Source organism: Sphaerisporangium sp. NPDC049002 (assembly GCF_040649355.1).
Taxonomy (GTDB): Bacteria; Actinomycetota; Actinomycetes; order Streptosporangiales; family Streptosporangiaceae; genus Sphaerisporangium.
In genome coordinates, this window is the sequence record NZ_JBEZFH010000050.1 from 16,567 (window position 1) to 38,248 (window position 21,682).

Here is a 21,682-nt window from a genome sequence, read left to right on the forward strand (position 1 = left end):
TCAGGACTCCGTACGGATGGCGTGGAGACGGGCGAGGAAGAGCGCGACGGCGGCCATGGCGACCATCAGGCCGATCCACAGGAAGGCGACGGCCGGGGAGGCGAGCGGGCGAAGAAGGTTCAGCGCCGCCCCGTCCCACGGGCCGTACGGCGGGTAATCGGCCCCCGGCGCCGTCGACGGGTCGCCGAACAGCCCGTACTCCACATAGTCGGCATTCGCCGACAAGACGGTGTGGGAAAGGGTGGGCATCATGGTGGCGGGGATGAGGTTGCCCCAGAACCAGTAGCCGACGAACAGCACGCGGAACACCAGGGGCGGGACCAGCAACGGGCCGGCGAGCGAGAGGGCACCGACGAAGGCCAGCGCGGGGACGATCTTCACCAGGAAGAGGACCACGGCCCAGCCGAGCGCCTGCGGCTTTCCCTCGGCGACGGCGTAGACGACCGCCCGGCCGAGGTACATCACCGCGATCGGCGCCGCGGTGGCCGCGCAGACGCCCAGATACTTGCCGATCAACCGCCCGGTACGGCCCGCCGGGGTGCTGTCCAGGATCCCGGCGACGCCCAGCGTCCTGTCGCGGATGAGCCGGTCGGCGAGCAGGCAGCCATAGACGATCGGCATCAGCGTCATGACCGTCTGGCTTACCGCGATCATGGCGGACCGAGGGTCGTCCGGGTCGCCGAGCCCCAGCGTCGGGACGACGTACCCCTGCCACATCAGGCCCACCAGCGCCGCGGAGGCCAGCCCGTAGACGATCCACAGGATCGGCCGCCGCACCTGCATGCCGAACTCGTACCGCAGGGTCGCGATCATTCGGTCTCACCTCCGAGAACACGCTCGGCGTCACCGAGCAGGGGCCACGCGGCGGCGAGGAGCGCCATGGCCGTCACCAGCAGGGTCACCCGGTTGACGGACCAGTCATCGGCCCCCGCCCCATGGCTGGTGGCGAACAGGTAGAGCGACCGCGTCACGGCGTTCCCCCGCAGGACGTCGCCGACGACCTGTTCGAGCAGCCAGACCATGGCGACCGTCGTGGTGGCGGCCACGGTGCTCCGGAAGGCGGCGGCGGCGAGCAGCCCGAGGGCGGTGAGCCACACGGTCGGAGCGAGCCAGGTGAGCTGACCGGCCAGGCCACCGGGCGTACCGGGCACCACGTCCCACCAGCCGGTGGCCATGAACAGCGCCGTCGCGGCCGTCGCGCACAGCGCCGCCCACCCGGACGTCACGGCGAGGCGGCGCAGCAGGGTCACCCGGTAACCCGAGGGAAGGGTGAGCTGGAGTTCCACAGCGGGGTCCCTGCCGATCAGCGAGGCCGCCGCGATCCCCGTCATGAGCGGGAACCCCGCCTCGACCGCTCCGAGGAGCATCCACGCCGTGTTGCCCTCCAGCGAGCCGAGCCGGGTGCCGAAAAGGGCGAGGAGCCCGGTCAGCAGGACGAGGGCCGGCGGCATCACCAGTGCCGCCGGCCCGGCTCTGCCTATCTCATGGGACCAGAGGTCGAACCGTTTCATGACCAGTGAGTTGCGCGGGTGCGCCTGATCGGTTCATTCCGGCCCGCGGCGATCACGGCCGCGACGCCGAGGACGGCGGCGAGAGCGAGGATGACGGCGAGCGTCACCGGTTCGGCGGCCCAGAAAACGCGGACGCCTCTGGCGAGGGACCACGGGGTGAAGGTGAGCGCGTACAGGATCCACGCCACCAGTGCCACGCCTATGGCGCCCTCGGGGTTCCAGCACACCGAGAGCAGCAGGCCGAGCGCCGCGAGCAGCGCCATGGGCCCGAGCCAGACCATGATGAGCCTTCCGAGCCCGGCGGGCGTGGAGGCCGTCAGGGACAGTCCCGCCGAGGCGAGCAGCGCGAGGGCGAGGTCGTAGCCCAGCACCAGCGTCATCCGGGCCAGCAACAGGACACGCGGCGAGGTCGGCGTCACGGCCACGACCTCGAAGGCCTCGTCGCGCGTGGGAGGGTACACCCCGGCCATCCCGATGCCGGTGACGAGCGGGACGACGAGCGCCATCACCGGCTCTGCCGCATGGCCTTGGGCGAGGACGAAGCCCACGCCGGCCGCCATGACCAGCGCCGAGGCCAGCCAGACCGCGCGGGGCACGACGCGGGCCTCCGCCCAGAGCAGCGCCCGCGCCCTCATCGGCCTCGGCCCGGGGGGCGGCACGCCCCCCTCCAGCACGGACCTCAGCAGGACGCTCCGCACGATCTCCCGGCCCGGCGCGGGCGGGATGCCGTCCCCGATCCCCCGCAGTTCCGGCCATTCACCGTGTTGGTTCATCGATGCACTCCCTCAGGGTCGCGCGAGCGTGATGCAGCCGGCTCTTCACCGTGCCGACGGGAATGTCCAGCACTTCAGCGATCTGGTGCTGACTCAGGTCGTCGAGGAACGCGAGCACCACCACCTCGCGTTGCGCCAGCGGCAGCCGTAGAAGCGCGCTCTGCACCCGGTCGCGGCCCACGGCCAGTTCCTCGGGGCCCGGGGCCGGATCCGTCCCGTCGGCGGACGGCTCGGCGGCGACCGGAGGGGGAGCGCCGCGCAGCCGGTTGTGCGCCTGGCGGCGCGCGACGCCGAACAGCCAGGTGCTCACGCTGGACCTGCTCTGGTACGTGCCCGCCGACCGCCATACGGCCAGCCACGTGTCCTGGAGGATCTCCTCGGCCGTGCCCCTGTCACCGGCCAGGCGGTAGAGGAAGGCGAACACCGGCTTGGCGTAGCGCTCGTACAGCTCGGTCAGCGCGACCGGGTCACCGCCGGCCACCCTTGCCAGGACGTCCGCGTCCTCCGCCGGCGTCCCCGCCCGCGCACGACCGCCGATCCCCGCGAGGCGCACTGCCATCCCCTCCACTCCCCCGTCCACGACAGGTATGTAGCACGCAGCTCTCCCCCAGGTTCAAAAGCCTCGAAGGCGAGACGCGGCGAACGGGTGACGGCGGTAGGGTTCATGGCGATCCGGGGGGGTTCGGATCACCGGCAGGGAGCGGGGTGGACGGGCGCAACGACGACCGCGAGCCGGCCACACTGGCCACCCGGCTCCGGGGCGGCGGCGTCAGGGACCTCTACGTCTATGAGCCTGCTCGGCCTCGCGGCCGGGCAGCCCAAGTGGTGGACGCCGGGCTACCTGACCGAGGTCGCCCGGCGACTCGACCAGGTCGCGGCGTGGCCGACGCCGCGCGACCGGGCGTGTCACCCAAGGGCCGCCGATCCGGCCTCGACGGCCGGCGGGGGTGCGGCGGCGTCGATCTGCCGGCGGCTCATGCCCATGAAGTAGATGATCTCCTCGTGGTTCGTCGTGCCGAGGAAGTTCTCGAAGCCGGTGCGGTAGTACAGGTCCAGCGTGACGGGGCAGGGTGACAGGTCCGGCGGCTCCCCCGCGCGCATCGCGTCCAGGATCGCCGGCACGTCGTGCTCGAACTTCAGGCCGGAGCGCAGGAAGTAGTCGTCGGTGTCGACGCGCACCATCGGGAGCGCCTCGGCCGTGTCGAAGACGTCGTCGCGGCGCAGGATCGGGTGGGTCAGCAGGTCGTACTGGAAGATGTCGTCCAGCACCGGCACCGCCTCGGGCGGAAGCACGGGGCGCATCGACTCGTTCCACCAGCGCGTCAGCAGGCGCTTGGCCTCGCCGTCGCTCAGCAGGTAGGCGACCGCGGGGCCGTAGGCGTCCTGGTCGGCGGCGGCGCGCAGCAGCAGGGCGCGCAGCGGTTCGGCGGCCGGGTCGTCGGTCTCCTCCATCCAGTGCTGGATGTTGCGCAGCACCCCCGACTGGCTGAGACCGCCGAGGACGCGCAGCGGCGCCCAGGCGTGGCGCAGCACCGTGTACTCGGCCATCACCCGCGCCCAGAACATGAACTTCTGCATGTGCAGGTTCTCGGCGAAGCTGATGGTGTTGTGGGCCAGCGAGTACTCGAAGTCGTCGGTGTCGCCCCGCACGGCCACGATGCCGTGCTCGTCGCGCTTGTCGTAGTACTCGGTGTTGGGCAGCAGGAGCAGCGGGTACACGGCGATGCGCGCGATGCGGCTCGCCAGCCTGTCGTATCCCTCGTAGAACGACTCGACGGTCTCCCCCGGCGCGCCCCAGATGAGCTCGGCGTAGCATTCGAGCCCTTCCGCGTTGAGCCAGGTGACCAGGTCCTCCCAGTCGTTCACCTTCATGTTGCGGCGATTCATCAGCGACAGCGCGTCGTCGCTGAGCGTCTGGAGCGACAGGGTGAAGGAGCTGCGCAGGCCGGCCCTCTTCATCTTGCGGACGATGGAGTAGAAGACCTTGGACTTGTTCTTGGCCCACGAGCTCTCCAGGGCGCGCGGGTAACCGTACCGGTCGCGGATCTCGATGAGGTCGTCGACGAACTCCTCGTCGATCGGGAGCATCCCGAAGTTGGCGTCGCACAGGGCGATGGTCTCGACCTGGAGCTTGGCGAACACCTCCAGCTCGGCGCGCAGCCGCTCGCGGGAGAACGCCTTGACCCGCTGGCCGACCGCGCCTCCCCAGAAGCAGAAGGAGCACTTGTACGGGCATCCCCTGTTGGTCTCCATCAGGGCGACGTCGTAGCGGAACCGGCCTTCCGCGTCCACCATGTCCAGGGCGCCGGACAGGATCGGCGACGGGATGACGTCGAGGTTCTCGATGCGCTCCCTGGGCGGGGTGGTGTGGATCATCCGCTCGGTGTCGCGGAACGAGATGCCCTGGATGTGGCCGAGGTCGTGCACCGGGCGCCCGTCGAGGTGGGCGTTGAGGAGGTCGCGGAAGACCAGTTCGCCCTCACCGTTGACGATGACGTCCACGGCGGGGAACAGCCGGAAGACCCGCTCGGCCTGGTGCGCGACGTGCGTACCGCCGAACACCACCCATCCGTCCGGGTTCATCCGCTTGTACGTCTCGGCGAGCGACCCGAAGGCGCGGAAGTTCCAGCCGAGCACCGAGCAGGCGAAGATCTGCGGGCACCGCTCGCTGAAGATCTCGGTGGCCATCGCGGAGATCGAGGTGCCGCCACCGAAATTGAATATCCGGATGTCGGCCTCCCGCCTCATCCGGTCGTCGGCGAGCGCGGTGGACTTGAGATAACCGGCGGCGAGGGGCATGGACTCCAGCGCCATATCCCACACACCTTGCTGTACGACACCAACGAGAATGCGTTTTTCCATGTCCATGGCAGGTGGCCTCGTTCGGGCTCGATAATGACGGCTCGGGGCCATTGCCGGCGCAGAAGCTGCTTTCCCCCCTGGCCCTGAAATCTGCACCCGAAGTTACTCAGACAGATCCCCCCGGCCAATGGAACCTAGGGATAAGCGCAGATGGGGCCCTAGGAGTTTCCCTAGTCTGTGGGCACGCGCCACGGCATCTCCCTTGACCGGATCTTCGCCACCCCGAAACATGGGCTGCGGCATGGCCGACGACATAAATGGAAGGCGCCATGGGTAACAGCGATGTCACCGTACGCAGCGATGGTCGTGCCGCCGTTCGATCCGACCCCCGGGCCGGATCGCCGGACGGCGAAATTCCACCGGCCCACCTGTTCCTCCTTGAAAACGAGGTGAAACGGCGCTGGACGTACGGTGAAAGCCCACAGGAATCACGCGAGGAAATAGCCGACCCGCTGGACGAGATCTGCGCCTACGCGCTGACCGCGCCGGCCAAGCTGTTCAGGCCGATCCTGCTGTTGCTGTCCGCCGAGGCGGTCGGCGGGCGGATCCCCGACGTGCTCCCCGCCGCAGTGGGCACCGAGTGCGGCCACGTGGCGAGCCTCATCCACGACGACATCATCGACGGCGACGCGATGCGCCGGGGCCGCCCGGCCGTCTACCGCAAGTTCGGCATGGACAACGCCATCGTGGCCGGTGACGCGCTGCTCTTCCAGATCTTCGTGTGCCTGTCCGAGTGCCGTGCCCGCGGCGTGCCGGACGACCGCATCGTCACCGCGATGGAGATCGTGGCCCGCGCGGGCGTCGAGCTCTGCCGCGGCCAGGCGCTGGAGGCGGAGATCACCAGCAGGTCGGTCCGCGACATCGACGCGTACCTGCGCATGATCAGGATGAAGACCGCGGCCCTGTTCAGCGGCGCGTGCCAGTGCGGCGCCGTCCTCGGCGGCGGCCCGCCGGAATGGGTGCGCGCCCTCGCCGACTACGGCGAGAGCCTCGGCGTGGCCTTCCAGATCCAGGACGACCTGCTGGGCTACGTCACCGGGTCCGAGATGACGGGCAAGCCCGCGACCAGCGACATCAAGAACCGCAGGCTGACGCTGCCGATCATCTTCGCCTACCAGAACGGCGGGACCGGCGAGCGGGACGTCCTCGACGCCGCCTTCCTCGGGGAGATGGGCGTCGACGAGGCGCTGGACGCCGTCGGCGACGTGCTCCGCCGCACCGACGCCATCACCCTTTCCACGTCGATGGCCCGCACGTACGCGGCGCGGGCCAGGGCCGCGCTCGCCCTGCTGCCCCCGACCCGGAGCCGGGACCATCTGGCCGGGTTCGTCGAGCGCACCGTCAGCCGGGTGAGATGAAGACCAGCCGCGCGATCACAAGGAGACACGAGGTGAACGGCATGAGCCTGCTCGAAGGCATCACCGCGCCGGGTGACCTGGGCGGACTCGACTCCAAGGAGCTCGGCCGCCTCGCCTCGGAGATCCGCGAGTTCCTCGTCGGCGCGGTGTCGCGCTCGGGAGGCCACCTCGGGTCGAACCTCGGAGCGGTCGAGCTCACCATCGCCGTGCACCGGGTGTTCCGCTCGCCGGCCGACCGCATCCTGTTCGACACCGGCCACCAGACCTACGTGCACAAGCTGCTGACCGGGCGGCGGGAGGGCTTCGCCCGGCTGCGGACCCGCGACGGGCTGTCGGGCTACCCCAACCGGTCGGAGTCGGTTCACGACATCATCGAGAACTCCCACGCCTCCACCGCCCTGTCGTACGCCGACGGCTTCGCCAAGGCGCACACGCTGAGCGGCGAGGACGACCGCCACGTGGTGGTGGTCGTGGGGGACGGCGCGCTGACCGGCGGGATGGCGTGGGAGGCGCTCAACAACATCGGCGCGGCGCGCAACCGGCCGGTCGTCATCGTGCTCAACGACAACGGCCGCTCGTACTGCCCCACCGCCGGCGGGATCGCCCGCCGGCTCGCCGAGCTGCGCGACAAGCCGGCCGGGGAGGGCGGGAACATCTTCGAGGAGCTCGGCATCGCCTACCTCGGCCCCGTCGACGGGCACGACGAACCGGCGGTGGAGGAGGCGCTGCGGAACGCCAGGGACCTCAGGGCACCGGTGGTGGTCCACTGCGTCACCAGCAAGGGCTACGGCTACACCCCGGCCGAGACGGACCCGGTCGAGCGGCTGCACTCCCCCGGGCCGTTCGACTCCGGCACCGGCGTGCAGTTCCCCCGTCCCGGCGCCACCTGGACCAGGACGTTCGCCGACACCCTGCTGGCCCTCGGCGGGGAGCGCCCGGACATCGTGGCGATCACCGCGGCGATGCTGCACCCCGCGGGGCTCGCGCCGTTCGCCGAGCGCTACCCCGACCGCACGTACGACGTGGGCATCGCCGAGCAGCACGCGGTCGCCTCGGCCGCTGGGCTGGCCAGCGCCGGGTTCCACCCGGTGGTCGCGATCTACTCGACGTTCCTGAACCGCGCCTTCGACCAGCTGCTGATGGATGTGGCGCTGCACGGCCTGCCGGTGACCTTCGTCCTGGACCGGGCCGGCGTGACCGGCGACGACGGGCCGAGCCACAACGGCATGTGGGACCTGTCGCTGCTGCAGATGGTGCCCCGGCTGCGCATCGCCGCGCCCCGGGACGCCTCCCGCCTGGGCGAGCTGCTGCGGCAGGCGGTCGCGCACGCGCAGGGACCGACCGTCGTCCGGTTCCCCAAGGGCCCGGCCGGGGACGACATCCCGGCCGTGGGCACCGTGGGGACGCTCGACGTGCTCCACCACGCCAAGGGCGAGGACGTCCTGCTCGTGTCCTGCGGCGCGATGGCCGGCGTCTGCGTGGCGGCGGCGCACGCGCTGCGCGAGGCGGGCCTCGCCGTCACCGTGGTCGACCCGCGCTGGGTCGCCCCGCTGGACGAGGCGCTGGCGGAGCTGGCCGCGCGCCACCGCTTCACCGCGGTGGTCGAGGACAACTGCCGGGTCGGCGGCGTCGGCGACGGCGTGGCGAGGCTGCTGCGCGACCACGGCGTGGAACGGCCCATCCGGACGTACGGCATCCCGCAGGGGTTCGCCGGCCACGCCAAGCGAGCCGAGCTGCTCGCCGACTTCGGCCTCACCGGCGAGGCCGTCGCGGCCGAGATAGCCGCCTGGACGGCGGCACGCGACCGCGACCTGATCGGCCACGCCCGGTCGATCTGAGCTTCCACGGCGGCGGCCGAGCCGCCGGGCACGGGCGGGAACCGGCACCGCGAGCGCCGGTACCGCGGCCATCTGACGGACGACCACGGCAGGAGACGCCGATGACCAGCACTTCGACCGCCGGGACGGTGGTGGACCTCGGGCTGCCCGGGACGCCCGCACGCCTGCCCAAGCGGCGCCGGGCGTCCCGCCAGATCATGGTGGGCGACGTGCCGGTGGGCGGCGACGCGCCCGTGAGCGTGCAGTCCATGACGACGACGGTCACCGCCGACATCGACTCCACGCTCCAGCAGATCGCCGAGCTGACCGCGAGCGGCTGCCAGATCGTCCGGGTGGCGGTGCCGACGCAGGACGACGCCGACGCCCTGGCGACGATCGTCCGCAAGTCCCGCATCCCGGTCATCGCCGACATCCACTTCCAGCCCAGATACGTCTTCGCGGCCATCGACGCGGGCTGCGCTGCCGTACGGGTGAACCCGGGGAACATCAAGCGGTTCGACGACAAGGTGGCCGAGATCGCCAAGGCCGCCGGCGAGGCGGCGGTGCCCATCCGGATCGGCGTCAACGCCGGGTCGCTCGACCAGCGGCTCCTGGAGAAGCACGGCAGGCCGACGCCCGAGGCGCTGGTCGAGTCCGCGCTGTGGGAGTGCTCGCTGTTCGAGGAGCACGGCTTCCGGGACATCAAGATCTCGGTCAAGCACCACGACCCGCTGGTGATGATCGAGGCGTACCGGCGGCTGGCCGGGCGGTGCGACTACCCGCTGCACCTGGGCGTGACCGAGGCCGGTCCCCGCTTCCCCGGCACCATCAAGTCCGCGGTGGCGTTCGGCATCCTGCTGGCGGAGGGCATCGGCGACACGATCAGGGTGTCGCTGTCGGCGCCTCCCGTCGAGGAGGTCAAGGTGGGGACGGCCATCCTTGAGTCGCTCGGGCTGCGCGAGCGCGGCCTGGAGATCGTCTCCTGCCCCTCCTGCGGCCGGGCCCAGGTCGACGTGTACACCCTGGCCGAGCGCGCCCAGGCGGCGCTGGCGGGCCTGGACCTCCCGCTGCGGGTGGCCGTCATGGGATGCGTGGTGAACGGCCCGGGCGAAGCGCGCGAGGCCGACCTCGGCGTGGCCTCGGGAAACGGCAAGGGCCAGATCTTCGTCAAGGGCGAGGTCGTCGCGACCGTACCGGAGTCGAAGATCGTGGAGACACTGGTGGAGGAGGCCCTGCGCATCGCGGCCGAGCGCGGCCTGCCCATCCCCGGAGAGGACGAGGCCCCCGAGACCGCCCTTCCCCGCTGAACCCCGAACGGCAGGAGGCCCCTCCCGCATGGAGAACCACAACGCCACCGAGCGCCCGCGCCGGATCCTGCTGGCGCGCCCGCGCGGCTACTGCGCCGGCGTGGACCGCGCGGTGCAGACCGTGGAGCGCGCCATCGAGCGGTACGGCGCGCCCGTGTACGTGCGCAAGCAGATCGTGCACAACAGCTTCGTGGTGCGTGACCTGGAGAGCCGGGGCGCCGTGTTCGTCGAGGAGACCGACGAGGTGCCGCCCGGCGCCGTGGTGGTCTTCTCCGCGCACGGCGTCGCCCCGAAGGTCCACGAGGAGGCGGCGCGGCTCGGACTGCGCGCGATCGACGCGACCTGCCCGCTGGTGACCAAGGTGCACAAGGAGGCCAGGCGGTTCGCCTCCGAAGGGTACGACATCCTGCTCATCGGCCACGAGGGGCACGAGGAGGTCGAGGGCACCGCGGGCGAGGCCCCCGACCGCATCCACCTGGTGGACGGCCCGGCGGGGGTGCGCGAGGTGACCGTCCGCGACCCCGGGCGGGTCGCCTGGCTGTCGCAGACCACGCTTTCGGTCGACGAGACCGAGGCCACGGTCGCCCTGCTGCGCGAACGGTTCCCCGCCCTGACCGGCCCGCCCTCCGACGACATCTGCTACGCCACCCAGAACAGGCAGACGGCGGTCAAGGACATCGCGGGCCGCTGCGACTTCGTCATCGTGGTGGGCTCGGCGAACTCCTCCAACTCGCGAAGGCTGGTGGAGGTGGCGCTGGAGGCCGGCGCGGGCGGGGCGCGCCTGGTGGACGACGCGGCCGAGATCGACCCCGCCTGGCTGGAGGGCGTCACCACCGCCGGCGTCACCAGCGGGGCGTCGGTGCCGGAGGAGCTGGTGACCGGTGTTCTGCGACGGCTTCGCGATCTGGGCTTCGGCGAGGTCGAGGAGGTCGAGTCGGCCCGCGAGAGCCTGGTCTTCTCGCTGCCCCTCGCGTTGCGGGGAGGCGACCGTGACCACGGATGACGGCGCCGGGGCCGGGACCTCGCTCTACCTGGACCTGCTGAAGCGGTGCCTGCTCAACCTGATCTACACCGACCCGCCGATCGCCACCCCGTGGCAGGCGCGCGACGTCTTCGACCTGCAGGCGCGGCTGGAGGGCAAGGACTGGCCGAGCCTCGCGCACACCATGATCGGTATGTCCCGGCTGGACAACCTGCAGCTCCTGATCGAGCGGGTACTGGCTGAGGGCATACCGGGCGACCTGATGGAGGCGGGGATCGCCCGCGGGGGCGCCGCCGTGTTCATGCGGGGCGCCCTCAAGGCGTACTCGGTGACCGACCGGAACGTGTGGGCGGCGGACTCCTTCGAGGGCTTCCCGCGCACCGGGGACGAGGCCGGGCATCCCTCCCCCCTGCTCGGCGTGCTGAGCGAGCTGACCGAGCAGGTGGACGACCCGGCCTCGACCGCCTACGCCCGTTTCCTGGCCGGCACCTCGCTGGCCGAGGTGCAGCAGACCTTCGCCAAGTACGGCCTGCTGGACGAGCGGGTCCGGTTCCTGGCGGGCTGGTTCTCCCACACGCTGCCCCGCGCCCCCATCGACCGGCTCGCCCTGCTCAGGCTCGACGCGGACCTGTACGGCTCGACCTACGACGCCCTGCGGCTGCTCTACCCGAAGGTGGTCCCGGGCGGCTTCGTGATCGTGGACGACTACCACGCCATCGAGGAATGCCGCGAGGCGGTGCAGGACTACCTGAAGAGCATCACCGAGGACATCACCCTGGAGCGCGTGGACTACTCCGCCGCGTACTGGCGCAAGAGCCACGAATAGCGCTGCTCAGGGCTTCAGCAGGTCCTCGATGAGCCGTACCGCGTGGTCCGGGCCGGGGAGGGCGGCGACCTCCGCGGCGACCGTGCGGGCGGCGGCCCGGTAGGACGCCTCCGCCAGCAGCGTCGCGGTCATCTCGCGCACCAGCCCCGGGTCGACGTCCTCGGGCGCGACGTGCAGGTAGGGCTCCAGGACGCACCGGGGGTAGACGAGCGCGGCGCCCAGGGCCGCGCAGCGCCGGGCGTTGGTGCCATGGTCGGAGCCGAGGGGGATGAGCCCGAGCGGCACGCTCTCGGCCAACGCGCACATCACCGTGCTGAAGCCACCGTGGGAGATGACCACGTCGCAGCGCCGGAAGACGGCCGAGTGCGGCACGTAGCGGGCGAGGCGGACGTTGGCGGGAGTCCCGCCGGGCAGCACGGACTCCGGGTCGCAGTCGGGCCCGGTCGTCATCAGGACGTCGTAGTCCTGGCCGTCGAACGCCTCGGCCAGCGCCCCGAACACCGAGGTCGCCTTGTTGTACATGGTGCCGAGGGTCGCGTAGACCAGCGGCCTGCCCCGCGGCGGCACGGCGGGGCCCGCGCGCTCGCCGTCCGGCGGCAGATCGCGGGCGTCACCGTCCGGCGGCAGGTCGCAGGGGTCGCCGCCCGGCAGCAGGTCGTACAGGAGCGGCTTGATGTGGTGCTCGTGCGGGAGGCGGGGTGTGCCGGGGCGGGCGAAGCGGGGCGGTTGACGCGCTCCCCGGCCTGAAGTGAAGGCCGGGGATTCAGCCCGTGCCGCGTTCACGCGGCACCTCTGTGGCTTCCTGCTTCGCCGGCCCGTGCCACCGCGAGCGGTGGTCTTACCGAGCCTCCACAGGCGTTTAGCCTGTCCGCCCGTCCGGCGGCCAGGATGTTGATCGCCGCGTTGACGTCCCGGTCGTGGGCCGCCCCGCACGGGCAAGTCCATGACCGCAGGTTGAGCGGCATCGATCCGGCGATGGTCCCGCACGCCGAGCACAGCTTCGAGCTGGGAAACCAGCGGTCGATCTTGGCAAAGGTCCGCCCGTACCGGGCGGCCTTGTACTCCAGCATGTTCACGAACTGTGACCAGCCCGCGTCGTGAACCGACTTCGCCAACCGCGTCCGGCCCAGACCGGACACCGACAGGTTCTCCACGTAGACCGCTTGGTTGTCGCGGATGATGCTCGTGGAGAGCTTGTGTGTCCAGTCGCGGCGCGCGTCGGCCACCTTGGCGTGAGCCCTGGCGACCTTCACGCGTGCCTTGGCTCGGTTCGCCGAACCCTTCTCCTTGCGGGAAAGGGTCTGCTGGGCTTTACGCAGGCGGCGTTCCGCACGGCGCAGCAAACGCGGGTTGCCGACCTTCCGGCCGTCCGACAAGACCGCGAAGTGGGTCAAGCCGAGATCGATACCGACTTCGCCGCCCGGCTCCGGTACCGGCTCCTCGGCCGTCTCCACGACGAAACTGGCGAAGTACCGCCCGGCCGCGTCCTTGATCACCGTCACCGACGACGGGGCCGGCGGCAGGGAGCGTGACCAGCGGATCGGCACGTCCCCGATCTTCGGCAGGCGGAGTCTCCCTCCCGCCGTGATGGAGAACCGGGCGTTGCGGGTGAAGCGGATCGCCTGCCGGTTGTCCTTCTTCGACCGGAACCGGGGGGCGGCGACCTTGCGCCCCTTGCGCTTACCGGCGATCGAGGCGAAGAAGTTCCGGTAGGCGGTGTTCAGGTCGGCCAGGGCCTGCTGGAGCACCACGGCGGACACCTCGCCCAGCCAGGAGCGTTCCGGGGTCTTCTTCGCCTCGGTGATGACCCGCTTCGACAGCTCCCCGTCCGAGATGTACGGCAACCCCTGCTCGCGGGCGTCCTGGCGTGTGCGCAGCCCGTCGTTGAACACCGTACGCGCGCACCCGAACGCCCGAGCCAGCGACTGACACTGGCCGGGGGTCGGGTAGAGCCGGTACTGGTAACGAACCTGCACGGCGACCACCGTACCCACGATCTATGACTGAACGTAGGAGAATCCGAGCGATCCGTGAACACACCGGTGATCGCGCCAACGCCGCCCACCACCCCGGCGAACACACCACCATCGAACGCAACGGCCGGTCCTTCGCCGTCCTGGTGCCCTACGCCTGGCGGGCCGAACGGCAACATCGGGAAGGTCAGGAAGGTCGGGGCACGCTCGCGCCCTAGTCTAGCGGGCACTCCCGTGTCGCCCTTCACCCCCGGCCTGAAGGCCGGAGCACTGGCCCGCATTTCGGTAGCGGTACGCGGCCCGGATCCCCAGGAGGCGGGCGAGGCTTGCCGGACATACTTAGGAGCCTTATAGTTAGGACCCTAACGAGATGGGGGACCGATGCCTGACGATCCCGGCTTCGAGGTCGACGACAGCGGCCTGCTGTTCAACCCCCAGCTGCGCGCCCTGGTCGGCCACGAGCTGGGCGACGAGGCGCTCGCGGTGGTCGAGGCCTTCGCCGCGATCAACCAGGCGGCCCGCCTCAACCGCTGGGCGCTGGAGCGGTGGGCCGTGCGCCACGGGCTGAGCGAGGCCCGCCTCCAGGTGCTGCTGGTGCTGCGCCGGCAGCCGCAGGGCATGCGCCTCGTCCACCTGGCGGCCGCGCTGGAGATCGCCCCTCCCTCGGTGACCGGCCTCGTCGACTCCCTGGAGAAGGACGGGCTGGTGCGGCGCGCGTCCGACCCGGGCGACCGTCGCTCCCTGCTCGCCACGCTGACCGCGCGCGGCCGTGAGCGCGTCGACGAGATCTGGTCGACGCAGGTGGAGCGCCAGGTCGGGATCACCGATGGCATCACCACCGAGGAGCTGCTCCAGTTGCGGCACCTCTGCCTCCGTCTCGTGCAGAACGTCCGGCGGGCCACCGCGAAGCGGAACGACCCCGGTTCCGGCGCGACGCCGCCCGCCGATCCCCCGCATACCGCCGACCGTGGAGGTCGCAATGACGCAGAAGGAAGAGCTGTCCGTTCCCCCGGCGGATGACGACGGGCCGCGCCTGTCCTCCTCGCGCAAGGTGGCGGCGACCGTGGGCGTCGCCATCGCCCTGCTGGTCGTCTCCCTCGACGGCACCATCGTCGGCACCGCGATGCCGCGCATCCTCGCGGACCTGCGAGGGCTGAACTACTACGCCTGGGTGGTCACGGCCTACCTCGTGACCTCGACCATCCTGATGCCCATCGCCGGCAAGCTCGGCGACCTGTTCGGCCGCAAGCCGCTGGTGCTCATCGGCCTGGCCGGGTTCCTCGGCACGTCCTGGCTGGTGGGCGCCTCGACCAGCACGCTGGAGCTGATCCTGCTCCGCGGCGTGCAGGGCCTGTTCGGCGGCGTCCTCACCGCCGTGACGTTCGCCGTGGTGGCCGACATCTATCCGGTGCGCCAGCGGGTCAAGCTGCACGGCCTCTTCAGCGCCATCATCGGCCTGTCCGTGGTGGCCGCGCCGCCGCTCGGCGGCTACATCACGGACAACTGGGGGTGGCGCTGGATCTTCTACGTCAACGTGCCGATCGGCGCCCTCGCGGTCGGGCTCACCTTCTTCTTCCTGCCGTACGTGGCGACCCGGCGAAGCTGGCGGGACATCGACTTCGCCGGCTGCGTGGCGCTGGCCGTCGCGCTGGTCCCCATCCTGATCGCGCTGTCCATCAGCAACGACCACGCCTGGACGTCGCCGCTGATGCTCGGCCTGATCGCGGTGTCGGTGGTCGGGCTGCCTGTCTTCCTGTTCGTAGAGCGCTCCGTCGCCAACCCCATCGTCCCGCTCGGCCTGTTCCTGGACCCGGTGTTCACGATCGCCATGGTCATCGCGGGCCTGTCCGCCGTCGGCCTGTACGGCCTGGCGGTCTTCATCCCACTGCTCTACCAGGGAGTCCTCGGCGAGACGGCGACCGGCTCGGGCACCCTGCTCACCCCGCTGCTGCTCGGCATGCTGGTGGCCTCGCCGGTGTCGGGCCAGCTCATCGCGCGCGTGCGCTACTACCGGTTCATCGGCACCGTGGGCCTGGCCGCGATGGTCGCCGGGCTGCTCATGCTCACCACGGTGACGCTGACCAGCCCCCACTGGCACGTCGTGGCCGACCTGGTTGTGCTCGGCATGGGCATGGGCCTGGTCTGGCCGCTGTCGACCGCGGTCGTCCAGGCCTCGATGGCCAAGGAGGTCGTGGGGGTCGCCACCGCCCAGGTGAACTTCTGGCGCAACCTCGGCGGCACGGTGGCGGTGGTGGTGCTCGGCAGCATCATGGCCAACCGCCTGTCCGTCGAGATCGCCTCCAGGCTCGCCACGGTCAGCGCTCCCCCCGAGCTGCTGCGCAAGCTCACCGGCGGCGGCTCGCAGGACCTTTCCACGCTGTTCGACCCGGCCCAGGTGGGCCGGCTGCGCGAGCAGGTCCCCGAGGCGCAGCGAGCGCTGTTCGAGCTGGTCGAGCGGTCCATGCGCACCGGCCTCGCCGACGTGCTGCACCTGGTGTTCCTCGTGGCCGCCGTCATCCTCGCCATACCCCTGGTGGCCAGCCTGTTCCTGAAGGAGACCCCGATCCCGCCGGCCCGCTCCCGGCGCGAGGAGCCGGCCGCCGAGGAGGTCTGACCGGCACGACGATCTGCCCGTGGCCGGGGCGAAATGCTGGGGTTTCTGGGGGGCCGCAGGGGAATGCCGCCATGCGATCGTGGGGGCGAAGCGGCCCGGGAACGGAAGGGATGGCGCGATGACGCCCGCCAGCACTCCCCGCACGATCGAAGAGCTGATGGGACCGCAGGCCCCCGCCCACATGCGGCGGCTGCGCGAGGAGCAGCCCGTCTGCCCGGTGAAGCTGCCCAACGGCGACGAGGCGCTCCTGGTGACGCGGTACGACGACGTGGCGGCGGTGCTGTCCGACCCCCGGTTCAACCGCACGTTCAACCCGCGGGGGACGGCCCGCGCGGGCGACCGCGCCACGCCTCCAGCGGACCTCGGCCAGATCACCCGTACGCTCGGCATGGACGGGCCGCCGCACCGCACGCTGAGGGCCGTGGTGAGCCGGGCCTTCACCCCACGGCGGGTGGAGTCCCTGCGCCCCGCGATCCAGAAGCACACCGACACCCTGATCGACGACCTGCGCCGTCACGGCAGCCCCGCCGACCTGGTCTCCGTCGTCGCCTCGCCCCTGCCCATCAGGGTCATCTGCGAGCTGCTCGGGGTGCCGCACGAGGACTCCGAGAAGTTCCGCGGCTGGTCCGACCGCACGCTGTCGGTCACCTCCTATCCCCGCGAGGAGGTGGTCACCGCCTGGCACGACCTGTTCGCCTACTTCGGCGAGCAGGTGGCGCGAAAGCGCGAGCACCCGGGTGACGACCTGCTCAGCGACATGGTGGCCGCCAGCGACAAGGAGGAGCGGCTGACCGAGCTTGAGCTGGTCTACCTCGCGACCGGCCTGCTCATCGGCGGCCACGAGTCGACCATCAACGCGATCAGCCTCGGCATGTGGCGCCTGCTGGAGCATCCCGCGGAGGTGGCGAGGATCCACGCCGACCCGTCCCTGATCGTCACCGCCGTCGAGGAGCTGCTGCGTTTCCAGACGCTCGGCGACATCGACCGTCAGCGGTTCACGCAGGAGGACCTGGAGCTGGGCGGCACCCCGATCCAGGCCGGCCAGATGGTGATGGCCGGGGTGCTGTCGGCCAACCGGGACGAACGCTATTTCACCGACCCCGACAGGCTGGATGTCGCCCGGCACCCCAACCCGCACCTGTCCTTCGGTCTCGGCCCGCACTTCTGCCTGGGCGCGGCGCTGGCGCGGGTCGAGCTCCAGATCGTGCTGGGCACCTTGCTGCGGGAGTTCCCCGGCATGCGCCTCGCCGTGCCGACAGGCCAGGTGCGGCGCAAGACAGGACTGATGGTGAGCGGCCTTGAGGAGCTGCCGGTCGCCTGGTGACCAGGCACGGCAGGCCGCGACAGGCTTCGAGTACGAGGAGATCCCCCATGGCACCCCAGCCGTCCGGACCCGTTGACATCACCGATGTCCCGCCGCCACCCACGGTGACCCGGCCCGGGAGCATCAACGACCAGCAGTACCTCATCGACTGCTATCTGGAGTACGGGCCGGTGTTCCGCGTGCTCCAGAAGGGCGAGCTGGCCCGTAAGGAGGGCGACGAGTTCACCGTGCTCGCCGGCCCGGAGGCCAACGCCTTCGCGATGCGCACCACCAACATGCACCAGGGCACGGACGGCGCGGTCAAGCTGAGGTCCGACAGCCACTGGGAGGACTTCAGCAACGAGCTGGGCATGGACGGCTTCAGCCGCGAGGGCGACATGCACCGCCAGCACCGCATGCTGACCAGCCGGGGCTACGCCCGCACCACGATCACCGGCCGGCTGCCCGAGGTGGTCGCCATGGCCGAGGCCGTGACCGCGCGCTGGGAGCCCGGGCAGCGCGTGCCCGCCGTGCGGGAGATCCAGCGCATCGTCGGCGAGCAGCTCGGGCGCAGCCTCATCGGCTTCTCCCCCGCCGACTACGTCGACGACCTCGTGACCTTCGTCCGCACCACCAAGCTGACCATGCTGCTGCGCACCGGCGCCGCCGAGATGCTCGCCGACCCCGCCTACGAGCGGGCGCGCAACCGCGTCTTCGAGATCGGCTACCGGGCGATCAACGCGCGGCTGGCGATCCCCCCGGACGAGCGTCCGGGCGACCTGCTGGACGACATGCTCGCCGTCTGGAATCCCAAGCTCGGCGACGACCTGCCGCCCCTGCTGGTGGCGGCCACCATCGGCCCGTTCCTCGCCGGCCTGGAGACCGCCTCCTACCGGACCGCCTACCTGCTGTACCTGATCCTCAACCACCCGGACGTGGCGCGCCGCGTCGTGCGGGAGGTCGACGACTGGTTCGCCGGGCCGCTGACCTGGGACCGGCTCAAGACCTGCCACGCGCTGTACGGCGGGATGATGGAGGCCCTGCGGCTCTACAAGGGGCCGGCGCGCCAGTGGTACACGGCCGAGGAGTCGTTCGTCTTCGAGAACCACCTGGTGGCCAAGGGCGACAGCGTCATCCTCGTGTACGACACCTCCCACCACCTCCCCGAGCTGTTCCCCGACCCGGGCGCGTTCGACGTCGACCGCTACCGTGCGCCCCGCAACGAGCACCGCCGCCTCGGCGCGTTCGCCCCGTTCGGGGTGGGCGGGCACACCTGCCTCGGGTCCGGCATGGCCGAGGTGCAGGTCATGGTGAACGTCGCGACCATCCTGCGCGACTGGGAACTCGACGCCCTGGGCCTGCCCTTCGACGCCGACGCCGACGCCGACGAGGCGATGCGGGCCGGCGTGGTCGCCCGGCGCCCGGCGCGATGACCGGCGCGATGACCGGCGCGGGAACCGGGGTCGCGGGCGCCCCGGCGGCCGGGCTCCGGACACGGTTGCTCGCCCACGTGCAGACCTGGCGCCCGTACACCATGCTGTACATCGGCCTGGTGGGCCTGGCCGGCGGGCTGCTGAACGACCCCCGGGCGTCCGGCTGGGCGCTCGCCGGGGCGTGGGCGGTGCCGACGCTCGGCTGGATCGGCGGCCACTACGGCGGCGACTACTTCGACCGGCGGCTCGACGCCGTGGCCAAGCCGCACCGGCCCATCCCCTCGGGACGCATGCCGGCGCGCGACGGGCTCGCCGGCCTGGTCGCCTGCACCGCCGGCGGCGCGGTCGCGGCCCTGCTGCTGAACTGGCGGACCCTGCTCCTCGTGGCCGCGGCGCTGGCCGCCGGGCTCGGCTACAGCGCCGTGCTGAAGGCCAGAGGGCTGAGCGGCAACCTCGTCCGGGGAAGCCTCACGGCGTTCGCCCTGCTGTTCGGCGCCATGGCCACGGCCCCGTACCCGGCGCCGTACGTGCTGCCGGTGGCCGCCGTGTTCCTGCTGCACGACATGCAGTCGAACCTGGTCGGCACGCTGCGTGACATCGGCGGCGACCGGGACGCGGGCTACGAGACCTTTCCCGTGCGGCGCGGCGCCCGGCCGGCGGTGCGCGTCGTCGTGGCGGTGAGCGTGGCGTGGGTGGCGCTGGCCGCGGCCGTCCCCGCGCTGAGCCCGTCGAGCCCCGAGGGCGACGCGGCCCGCTGGGCCGCGTACTGGCCGGTGCTCGGCGCCTGCGTGCTCCTCGCGGCCGCGGCGATCGGCCTGCTCGCCCGCGCCGCGGAGCCGATGCCGCCGCCCGTCGCGCTACGGGCCCACGCGGTTCTGGTGGTGGAGCGGGTCGCGCTGGCGGGGGCGTTCGTCGGGCTCGCTGCGGGGCCGGTCGTGATGCTCGCGGCCACCCTGCCCGCCCTGCTCGCCACGATCGTGCTCCAGGCCGGGATGCGCACGCGGTACGAGTTCGGCGCGGCCACCCTCGCCTGACCGTCCCTCGCACGGCCGGCGGCACACTCGCCCGGCCCGCCCCTCGCACGGAACCAATCGTCTCGCCGATCCGGAGGACCACCCGACCATGGGAATCGAGACCGTCACCAGCAGGAACCGGGACGTCGAGGGCGGCGTCGCCGGCGCGGTCAAGGCACTGTGGGCCGCCCAGCGCGCGGACGGCTCATGGGAGGGATACCTGCCGTCCTCGGCCGTGTCGACCGCGGCCGTCCTCATCGCCCTGCACGTCGCCGACCGCGACGGCGGCGCCGCGCTGATCGAGGCCGGCACCGGCTGGCTGGTGGCCCAGCAGAACCCCGACGGAGGCTGGGCCGACGTGCCCGGCGGCCCGTCCACCTTCAACGGGACGGGCATCGCGGTGTCCGCGCTGAAGACGGTGCGCCCTGGGGCCGAGGCGGAGATCGGGAGGGCCAGGGACTGGCTGGCGCGCAACGGCGGCCAGGCCGCGCTGGAGGACATCGAGCGGACCACCCTCAACGTGATCGTCCGCGTCTACCTCGCCTTCGCCGGGCTGTACGACCCGGCCAGGGTGAAGCGGATCCCCATCGAGATCTCGCTGATGCCGCACCGGCTGCACCAGCGTGTGTCGTTCATCCTGCCCGGCGTCTACTCCTGGGCGATCATGCAGGTGCACACGCGCGCGTTCGGCCCGCTGAGGCGCGTGACCAACCGCGTCGCCGAGCGGCGCACGCTGCGGTACCTGCGCGACCTGGCCGAGTTCGAGGGACCGGACGGCGGCTCGGAGGAGTCGGCCTTCATGGTCGCCCTCATCGTCTTCGGGCTGGCGCTGGCCGGCGTGGGCGACGACCTCGTCGCCAAGTACCTCGCCTACATGCGCGGCGCCGTACGGCCCGACGTGTCGTGGCCCATCGACCGGGACCTGGAGCTGTCCGGCACCTGCTACGTCAGCCAGGGACTTCAGGAGGCCGGGCTCGGCGACGACGAGCGGCTTCGCCCCGCCATGAACTGGATCAAGGCCTCGCAGCGGCAGGTGGGCCTGCCCGCGACCGGCTGCCCGCCCGGCGGCTGGGGCTGGGGCCTGCCGTCCTCGTGGCCCGACGTCGACGACACCTCGCTCGCGCTGTACACGCTGGCACGGGCCGGTGTCCCCGCCTCCGACCCCCACGTACGGGCGGGCGTGGCGTGGCTGCACTCCATGCGGAACCGCAACGGCTCGTGGGGATGCTTCATCCGCAACGGCAGGACCATGTTCGACGCTCCCTGTTCGGCGCTCACCGCGCACGCCATGATCGCGCTCAACCGGGTCGGCGGCCAGGACCACCGCCTCGACCGGGCGGTGCGCTGGCTGGCCAGGACGCAACGGTCCGACGGCTCCTTCTCGTGCGTGTGGTTCAGGGACCACACGGCCGGGACGGCCCGGGTGCTCGACGCGCTGGGGCAGCTCGGGCTCGGCGACCATCCGGTCGCGCGCGGCTGCGCGAACTGGCTCACGACGCACCGCGCGCCGGGCGGCGGCTGGGGCGACGGCGGGGCGCTCGGGCCGACCGCCGAGGAGACGTCGTGGGCGGTGCTGGGCCTCGTCAGCTCGGGCCGGGGCGACGATCCCGCCGTCACCGCCGGGATCGAGTGGCTGCTGGACCACCAGCGCGACGACGGGCTCTGGGACGGCGGGCAGGTCGGCTACTACTACAACGGCCTGACGTACTGGTGTGACGCGATGGTGAACGGCTACGCGCTCCAGGCCCTCGCCTGCTACCGGGACCGCTGACGCCCCCCGGCACGCGGCCCGGTCCCAGGCTTCCCCCCTCATCCCGGGCCACTCGGCCCGGCGCCGGGCTTCCCCCTCGTCCCGGCCCGCGGGGGCCGGGGCGGGGGGCCCGCCCGCGCCCCGGCCCCCGGGCGCGGGC

19 protein-coding genes are annotated in these 21,682 nt (G+C 71.7%); 12 read left to right on the forward strand and 7 right to left on the reverse strand.

All coding sequences use genetic code 11. The features are described from left to right. From AB0B89_RS13310 to AB0B89_RS13330, 5 genes are all read right to left on the reverse strand, one after another. Entirely contained in the window at positions 1-813 is an 813-nt protein-coding gene (locus AB0B89_RS13310; protein WP_358551879.1) for a hypothetical protein, read from the reverse strand. Beyond that, the gene (locus AB0B89_RS13315; RefSeq protein ID WP_358551881.1) at positions 810-1,511 is read right to left on the reverse strand and encodes a hypothetical protein; all 702 of its coding nucleotides are present in this window, start codon (positions 1,509-1,511) and stop codon (positions 810-812) included. Before AB0B89_RS13315 ends, AB0B89_RS13310 begins: the two co-directional genes overlap by 4 nt. Then, positions 1,508-2,284, reverse strand: coding sequence for a hypothetical protein (locus AB0B89_RS13320; protein WP_358551883.1), 777 nt, complete (start codon positions 2,282-2,284; stop codon positions 1,508-1,510). The genes AB0B89_RS13315 and AB0B89_RS13320 overlap by 4 nt, the downstream gene beginning before the upstream one ends. Next, a complete protein-coding gene (locus AB0B89_RS13325) occupies positions 2,268-2,843 on the reverse strand; it encodes an RNA polymerase sigma factor (RefSeq protein WP_358551885.1) in 576 nt (191 codons plus the stop codon). The genes AB0B89_RS13320 and AB0B89_RS13325 overlap by 17 nt, the downstream gene beginning before the upstream one ends. A gap of 347 nt (positions 2,844-3,190) precedes the next feature. Next, positions 3,191-5,197, reverse strand: coding sequence for a KedN5 family methylcobalamin-dependent radical SAM C-methyltransferase (locus tag AB0B89_RS13330; RefSeq protein WP_358551887.1), 2,007 nt, complete (start codon positions 5,195-5,197; stop codon positions 3,191-3,193). A gap of 218 nt (positions 5,198-5,415) precedes the next feature. Between AB0B89_RS13330 and AB0B89_RS13335 the strand changes: the two genes are divergently transcribed. The 5 genes from AB0B89_RS13335 (at position 5,416) to AB0B89_RS13355 (ending at position 11,436) form a co-directional block, all read left to right on the forward strand. Next, a complete protein-coding gene (locus AB0B89_RS13335; RefSeq protein ID WP_358551889.1) occupies positions 5,416-6,504 on the forward strand; it encodes a polyprenyl synthetase family protein in 1,089 nt (362 codons plus the stop codon). A 41-nt stretch (positions 6,505-6,545) separates the two neighbouring features. After that, complete coding sequence (locus AB0B89_RS13340; protein ID WP_358551915.1) at positions 6,546-8,342, forward strand: 1-deoxy-D-xylulose-5-phosphate synthase; 1,797 nt, start codon at positions 6,546-6,548, stop codon at positions 8,340-8,342. Positions 8,343-8,443: 101 nt separating this feature from the next. Continuing rightward, on the forward strand, positions 8,444-9,628 hold the full coding sequence (gene ispG, locus AB0B89_RS13345) for a flavodoxin-dependent (E)-4-hydroxy-3-methylbut-2-enyl-diphosphate synthase (protein ID WP_358551891.1): 1,185 nt from the start codon (positions 8,444-8,446) through the stop codon (positions 9,626-9,628). Between the two features lie 28 nt (positions 9,629-9,656). Then, positions 9,657-10,631: a 4-hydroxy-3-methylbut-2-enyl diphosphate reductase gene (locus tag AB0B89_RS13350; protein WP_358551893.1), complete on the forward strand. Its 975-nt coding sequence runs from the start codon at positions 9,657-9,659 to the stop codon at positions 10,629-10,631. Then, on the forward strand, positions 10,618-11,436 hold the full coding sequence (locus tag AB0B89_RS13355) for a TylF/MycF/NovP-related O-methyltransferase (RefSeq protein WP_358551895.1): 819 nt from the start codon (positions 10,618-10,620) through the stop codon (positions 11,434-11,436). The genes AB0B89_RS13350 and AB0B89_RS13355 overlap by 14 nt, the downstream gene beginning before the upstream one ends. A gap of 6 nt (positions 11,437-11,442) precedes the next feature. On the opposite strand, the gene AB0B89_RS13360 is transcribed toward AB0B89_RS13355, so the two are convergent. Beyond that, on the reverse strand, positions 11,443-12,219 hold the full coding sequence (locus AB0B89_RS13360) for a nucleotide disphospho-sugar-binding domain-containing protein (protein WP_358551897.1): 777 nt from the start codon (positions 12,217-12,219) through the stop codon (positions 11,443-11,445). After that, entirely contained in the window at positions 12,216-13,412 is a 1,197-nt protein-coding gene (locus AB0B89_RS13365; RefSeq protein ID WP_358551899.1) for a transposase, read from the reverse strand. The genes AB0B89_RS13360 and AB0B89_RS13365 overlap by 4 nt, the downstream gene beginning before the upstream one ends. Before the next feature lie 23 nt (positions 13,413-13,435). Here AB0B89_RS13365 and AB0B89_RS13370 point away from each other — a divergent pair, with 23 nt between their 5' ends. From AB0B89_RS13370 to AB0B89_RS13400, 7 genes are all read left to right on the forward strand, one after another. Then, positions 13,436-13,627 (forward strand): hypothetical protein, encoded by a 192-nt coding sequence (locus AB0B89_RS13370; RefSeq protein ID WP_358551901.1) that lies wholly within the window; start codon positions 13,436-13,438, stop codon positions 13,625-13,627. A gap of 163 nt (positions 13,628-13,790) precedes the next feature. Next, a complete protein-coding gene (locus AB0B89_RS13375; protein ID WP_358551903.1) occupies positions 13,791-14,429 on the forward strand; it encodes a MarR family transcriptional regulator in 639 nt (212 codons plus the stop codon). Further along, positions 14,389-16,023: a DHA2 family efflux MFS transporter permease subunit gene (locus tag AB0B89_RS13380; RefSeq protein ID WP_358551905.1), complete on the forward strand. Its 1,635-nt coding sequence runs from the start codon at positions 14,389-14,391 to the stop codon at positions 16,021-16,023. Before AB0B89_RS13375 ends, AB0B89_RS13380 begins: the two co-directional genes overlap by 41 nt. 118 nt (positions 16,024-16,141) lie before the next feature. After that, a complete protein-coding gene (locus AB0B89_RS13385) occupies positions 16,142-17,347 on the forward strand; it encodes a cytochrome P450 (RefSeq protein WP_358551907.1) in 1,206 nt (401 codons plus the stop codon). 47 nt (positions 17,348-17,394) lie between these two features. Beyond that, entirely contained in the window at positions 17,395-18,759 is a 1,365-nt protein-coding gene (locus AB0B89_RS13390; RefSeq protein ID WP_358551909.1) for a cytochrome P450, read from the forward strand. Between the two features lie 8 nt (positions 18,760-18,767). Continuing rightward, complete coding sequence (locus AB0B89_RS13395; protein ID WP_358551911.1) at positions 18,768-19,793, forward strand: UbiA family prenyltransferase; 1,026 nt, start codon at positions 18,768-18,770, stop codon at positions 19,791-19,793. Between the two features lie 88 nt (positions 19,794-19,881). Continuing rightward, positions 19,882-21,543 carry a prenyltransferase/squalene oxidase repeat-containing protein gene (locus AB0B89_RS13400; protein ID WP_358551913.1) on the forward strand — a complete coding sequence of 554 codons (1,662 nt, stop codon included), beginning with the start codon at positions 19,882-19,884 and terminating at the stop codon, positions 21,541-21,543. The last annotated feature ends 139 nt before the right edge of the window (positions 21,544-21,682 follow it).

Excerpts from the sequence above, each read along its gene's own strand:
- AB0B89_RS13340 (WP_358551915.1), top strand. The coding sequence starts at position 6,546 with ATGAGCCTGCTCGAAGGCATCACCGCGCCGGGTGACCTGGGCGGACTC.
- AB0B89_RS13395 (WP_358551911.1), top strand. The coding sequence starts at position 18,768 with ATGACCGGCGCGGGAACCGGGGTCGCGGGCGCCCCGGCGGCCGGGCTC.
- AB0B89_RS13380 (WP_358551905.1), top strand. The coding sequence starts at position 14,389 with ATGACGCAGAAGGAAGAGCTGTCCGTTCCCCCGGCGGATGACGACGGG.
- AB0B89_RS13325 (WP_358551885.1), bottom strand. The coding sequence starts at position 2,843 with ATGGCAGTGCGCCTCGCGGGGATCGGCGGTCGTGCGCGGGCGGGGACG.
- ispG (WP_358551891.1), top strand. The coding sequence starts at position 8,444 with ATGACCAGCACTTCGACCGCCGGGACGGTGGTGGACCTCGGGCTGCCC.
- AB0B89_RS13315 (WP_358551881.1), bottom strand. The coding sequence starts at position 1,511 with ATGAAACGGTTCGACCTCTGGTCCCATGAGATAGGCAGAGCCGGGCCG.
- AB0B89_RS13330 (WP_358551887.1), bottom strand. The coding sequence starts at position 5,197 with ATGGCCCCGAGCCGTCATTATCGAGCCCGAACGAGGCCACCTGCCATG.
- AB0B89_RS13370 (WP_358551901.1), top strand. The coding sequence starts at position 13,436 with ATGACTGAACGTAGGAGAATCCGAGCGATCCGTGAACACACCGGTGAT.
- AB0B89_RS13385 (WP_358551907.1), top strand. The coding sequence starts at position 16,142 with ATGACGCCCGCCAGCACTCCCCGCACGATCGAAGAGCTGATGGGACCG.
- AB0B89_RS13350 (WP_358551893.1), top strand. The coding sequence starts at position 9,657 with ATGGAGAACCACAACGCCACCGAGCGCCCGCGCCGGATCCTGCTGGCG.
- AB0B89_RS13335 (WP_358551889.1), top strand. The coding sequence starts at position 5,416 with ATGGGTAACAGCGATGTCACCGTACGCAGCGATGGTCGTGCCGCCGTT.
- AB0B89_RS13400 (WP_358551913.1), top strand. The coding sequence starts at position 19,882 with ATGGGAATCGAGACCGTCACCAGCAGGAACCGGGACGTCGAGGGCGGC.
- AB0B89_RS13375 (WP_358551903.1), top strand. The coding sequence starts at position 13,791 with ATGCCTGACGATCCCGGCTTCGAGGTCGACGACAGCGGCCTGCTGTTC.
- AB0B89_RS13390 (WP_358551909.1), top strand. The coding sequence starts at position 17,395 with ATGGCACCCCAGCCGTCCGGACCCGTTGACATCACCGATGTCCCGCCG.
- AB0B89_RS13310 (WP_358551879.1), bottom strand. The coding sequence starts at position 813 with ATGATCGCGACCCTGCGGTACGAGTTCGGCATGCAGGTGCGGCGGCCG.
- AB0B89_RS13320 (WP_358551883.1), bottom strand. The coding sequence starts at position 2,284 with ATGAACCAACACGGTGAATGGCCGGAACTGCGGGGGATCGGGGACGGC.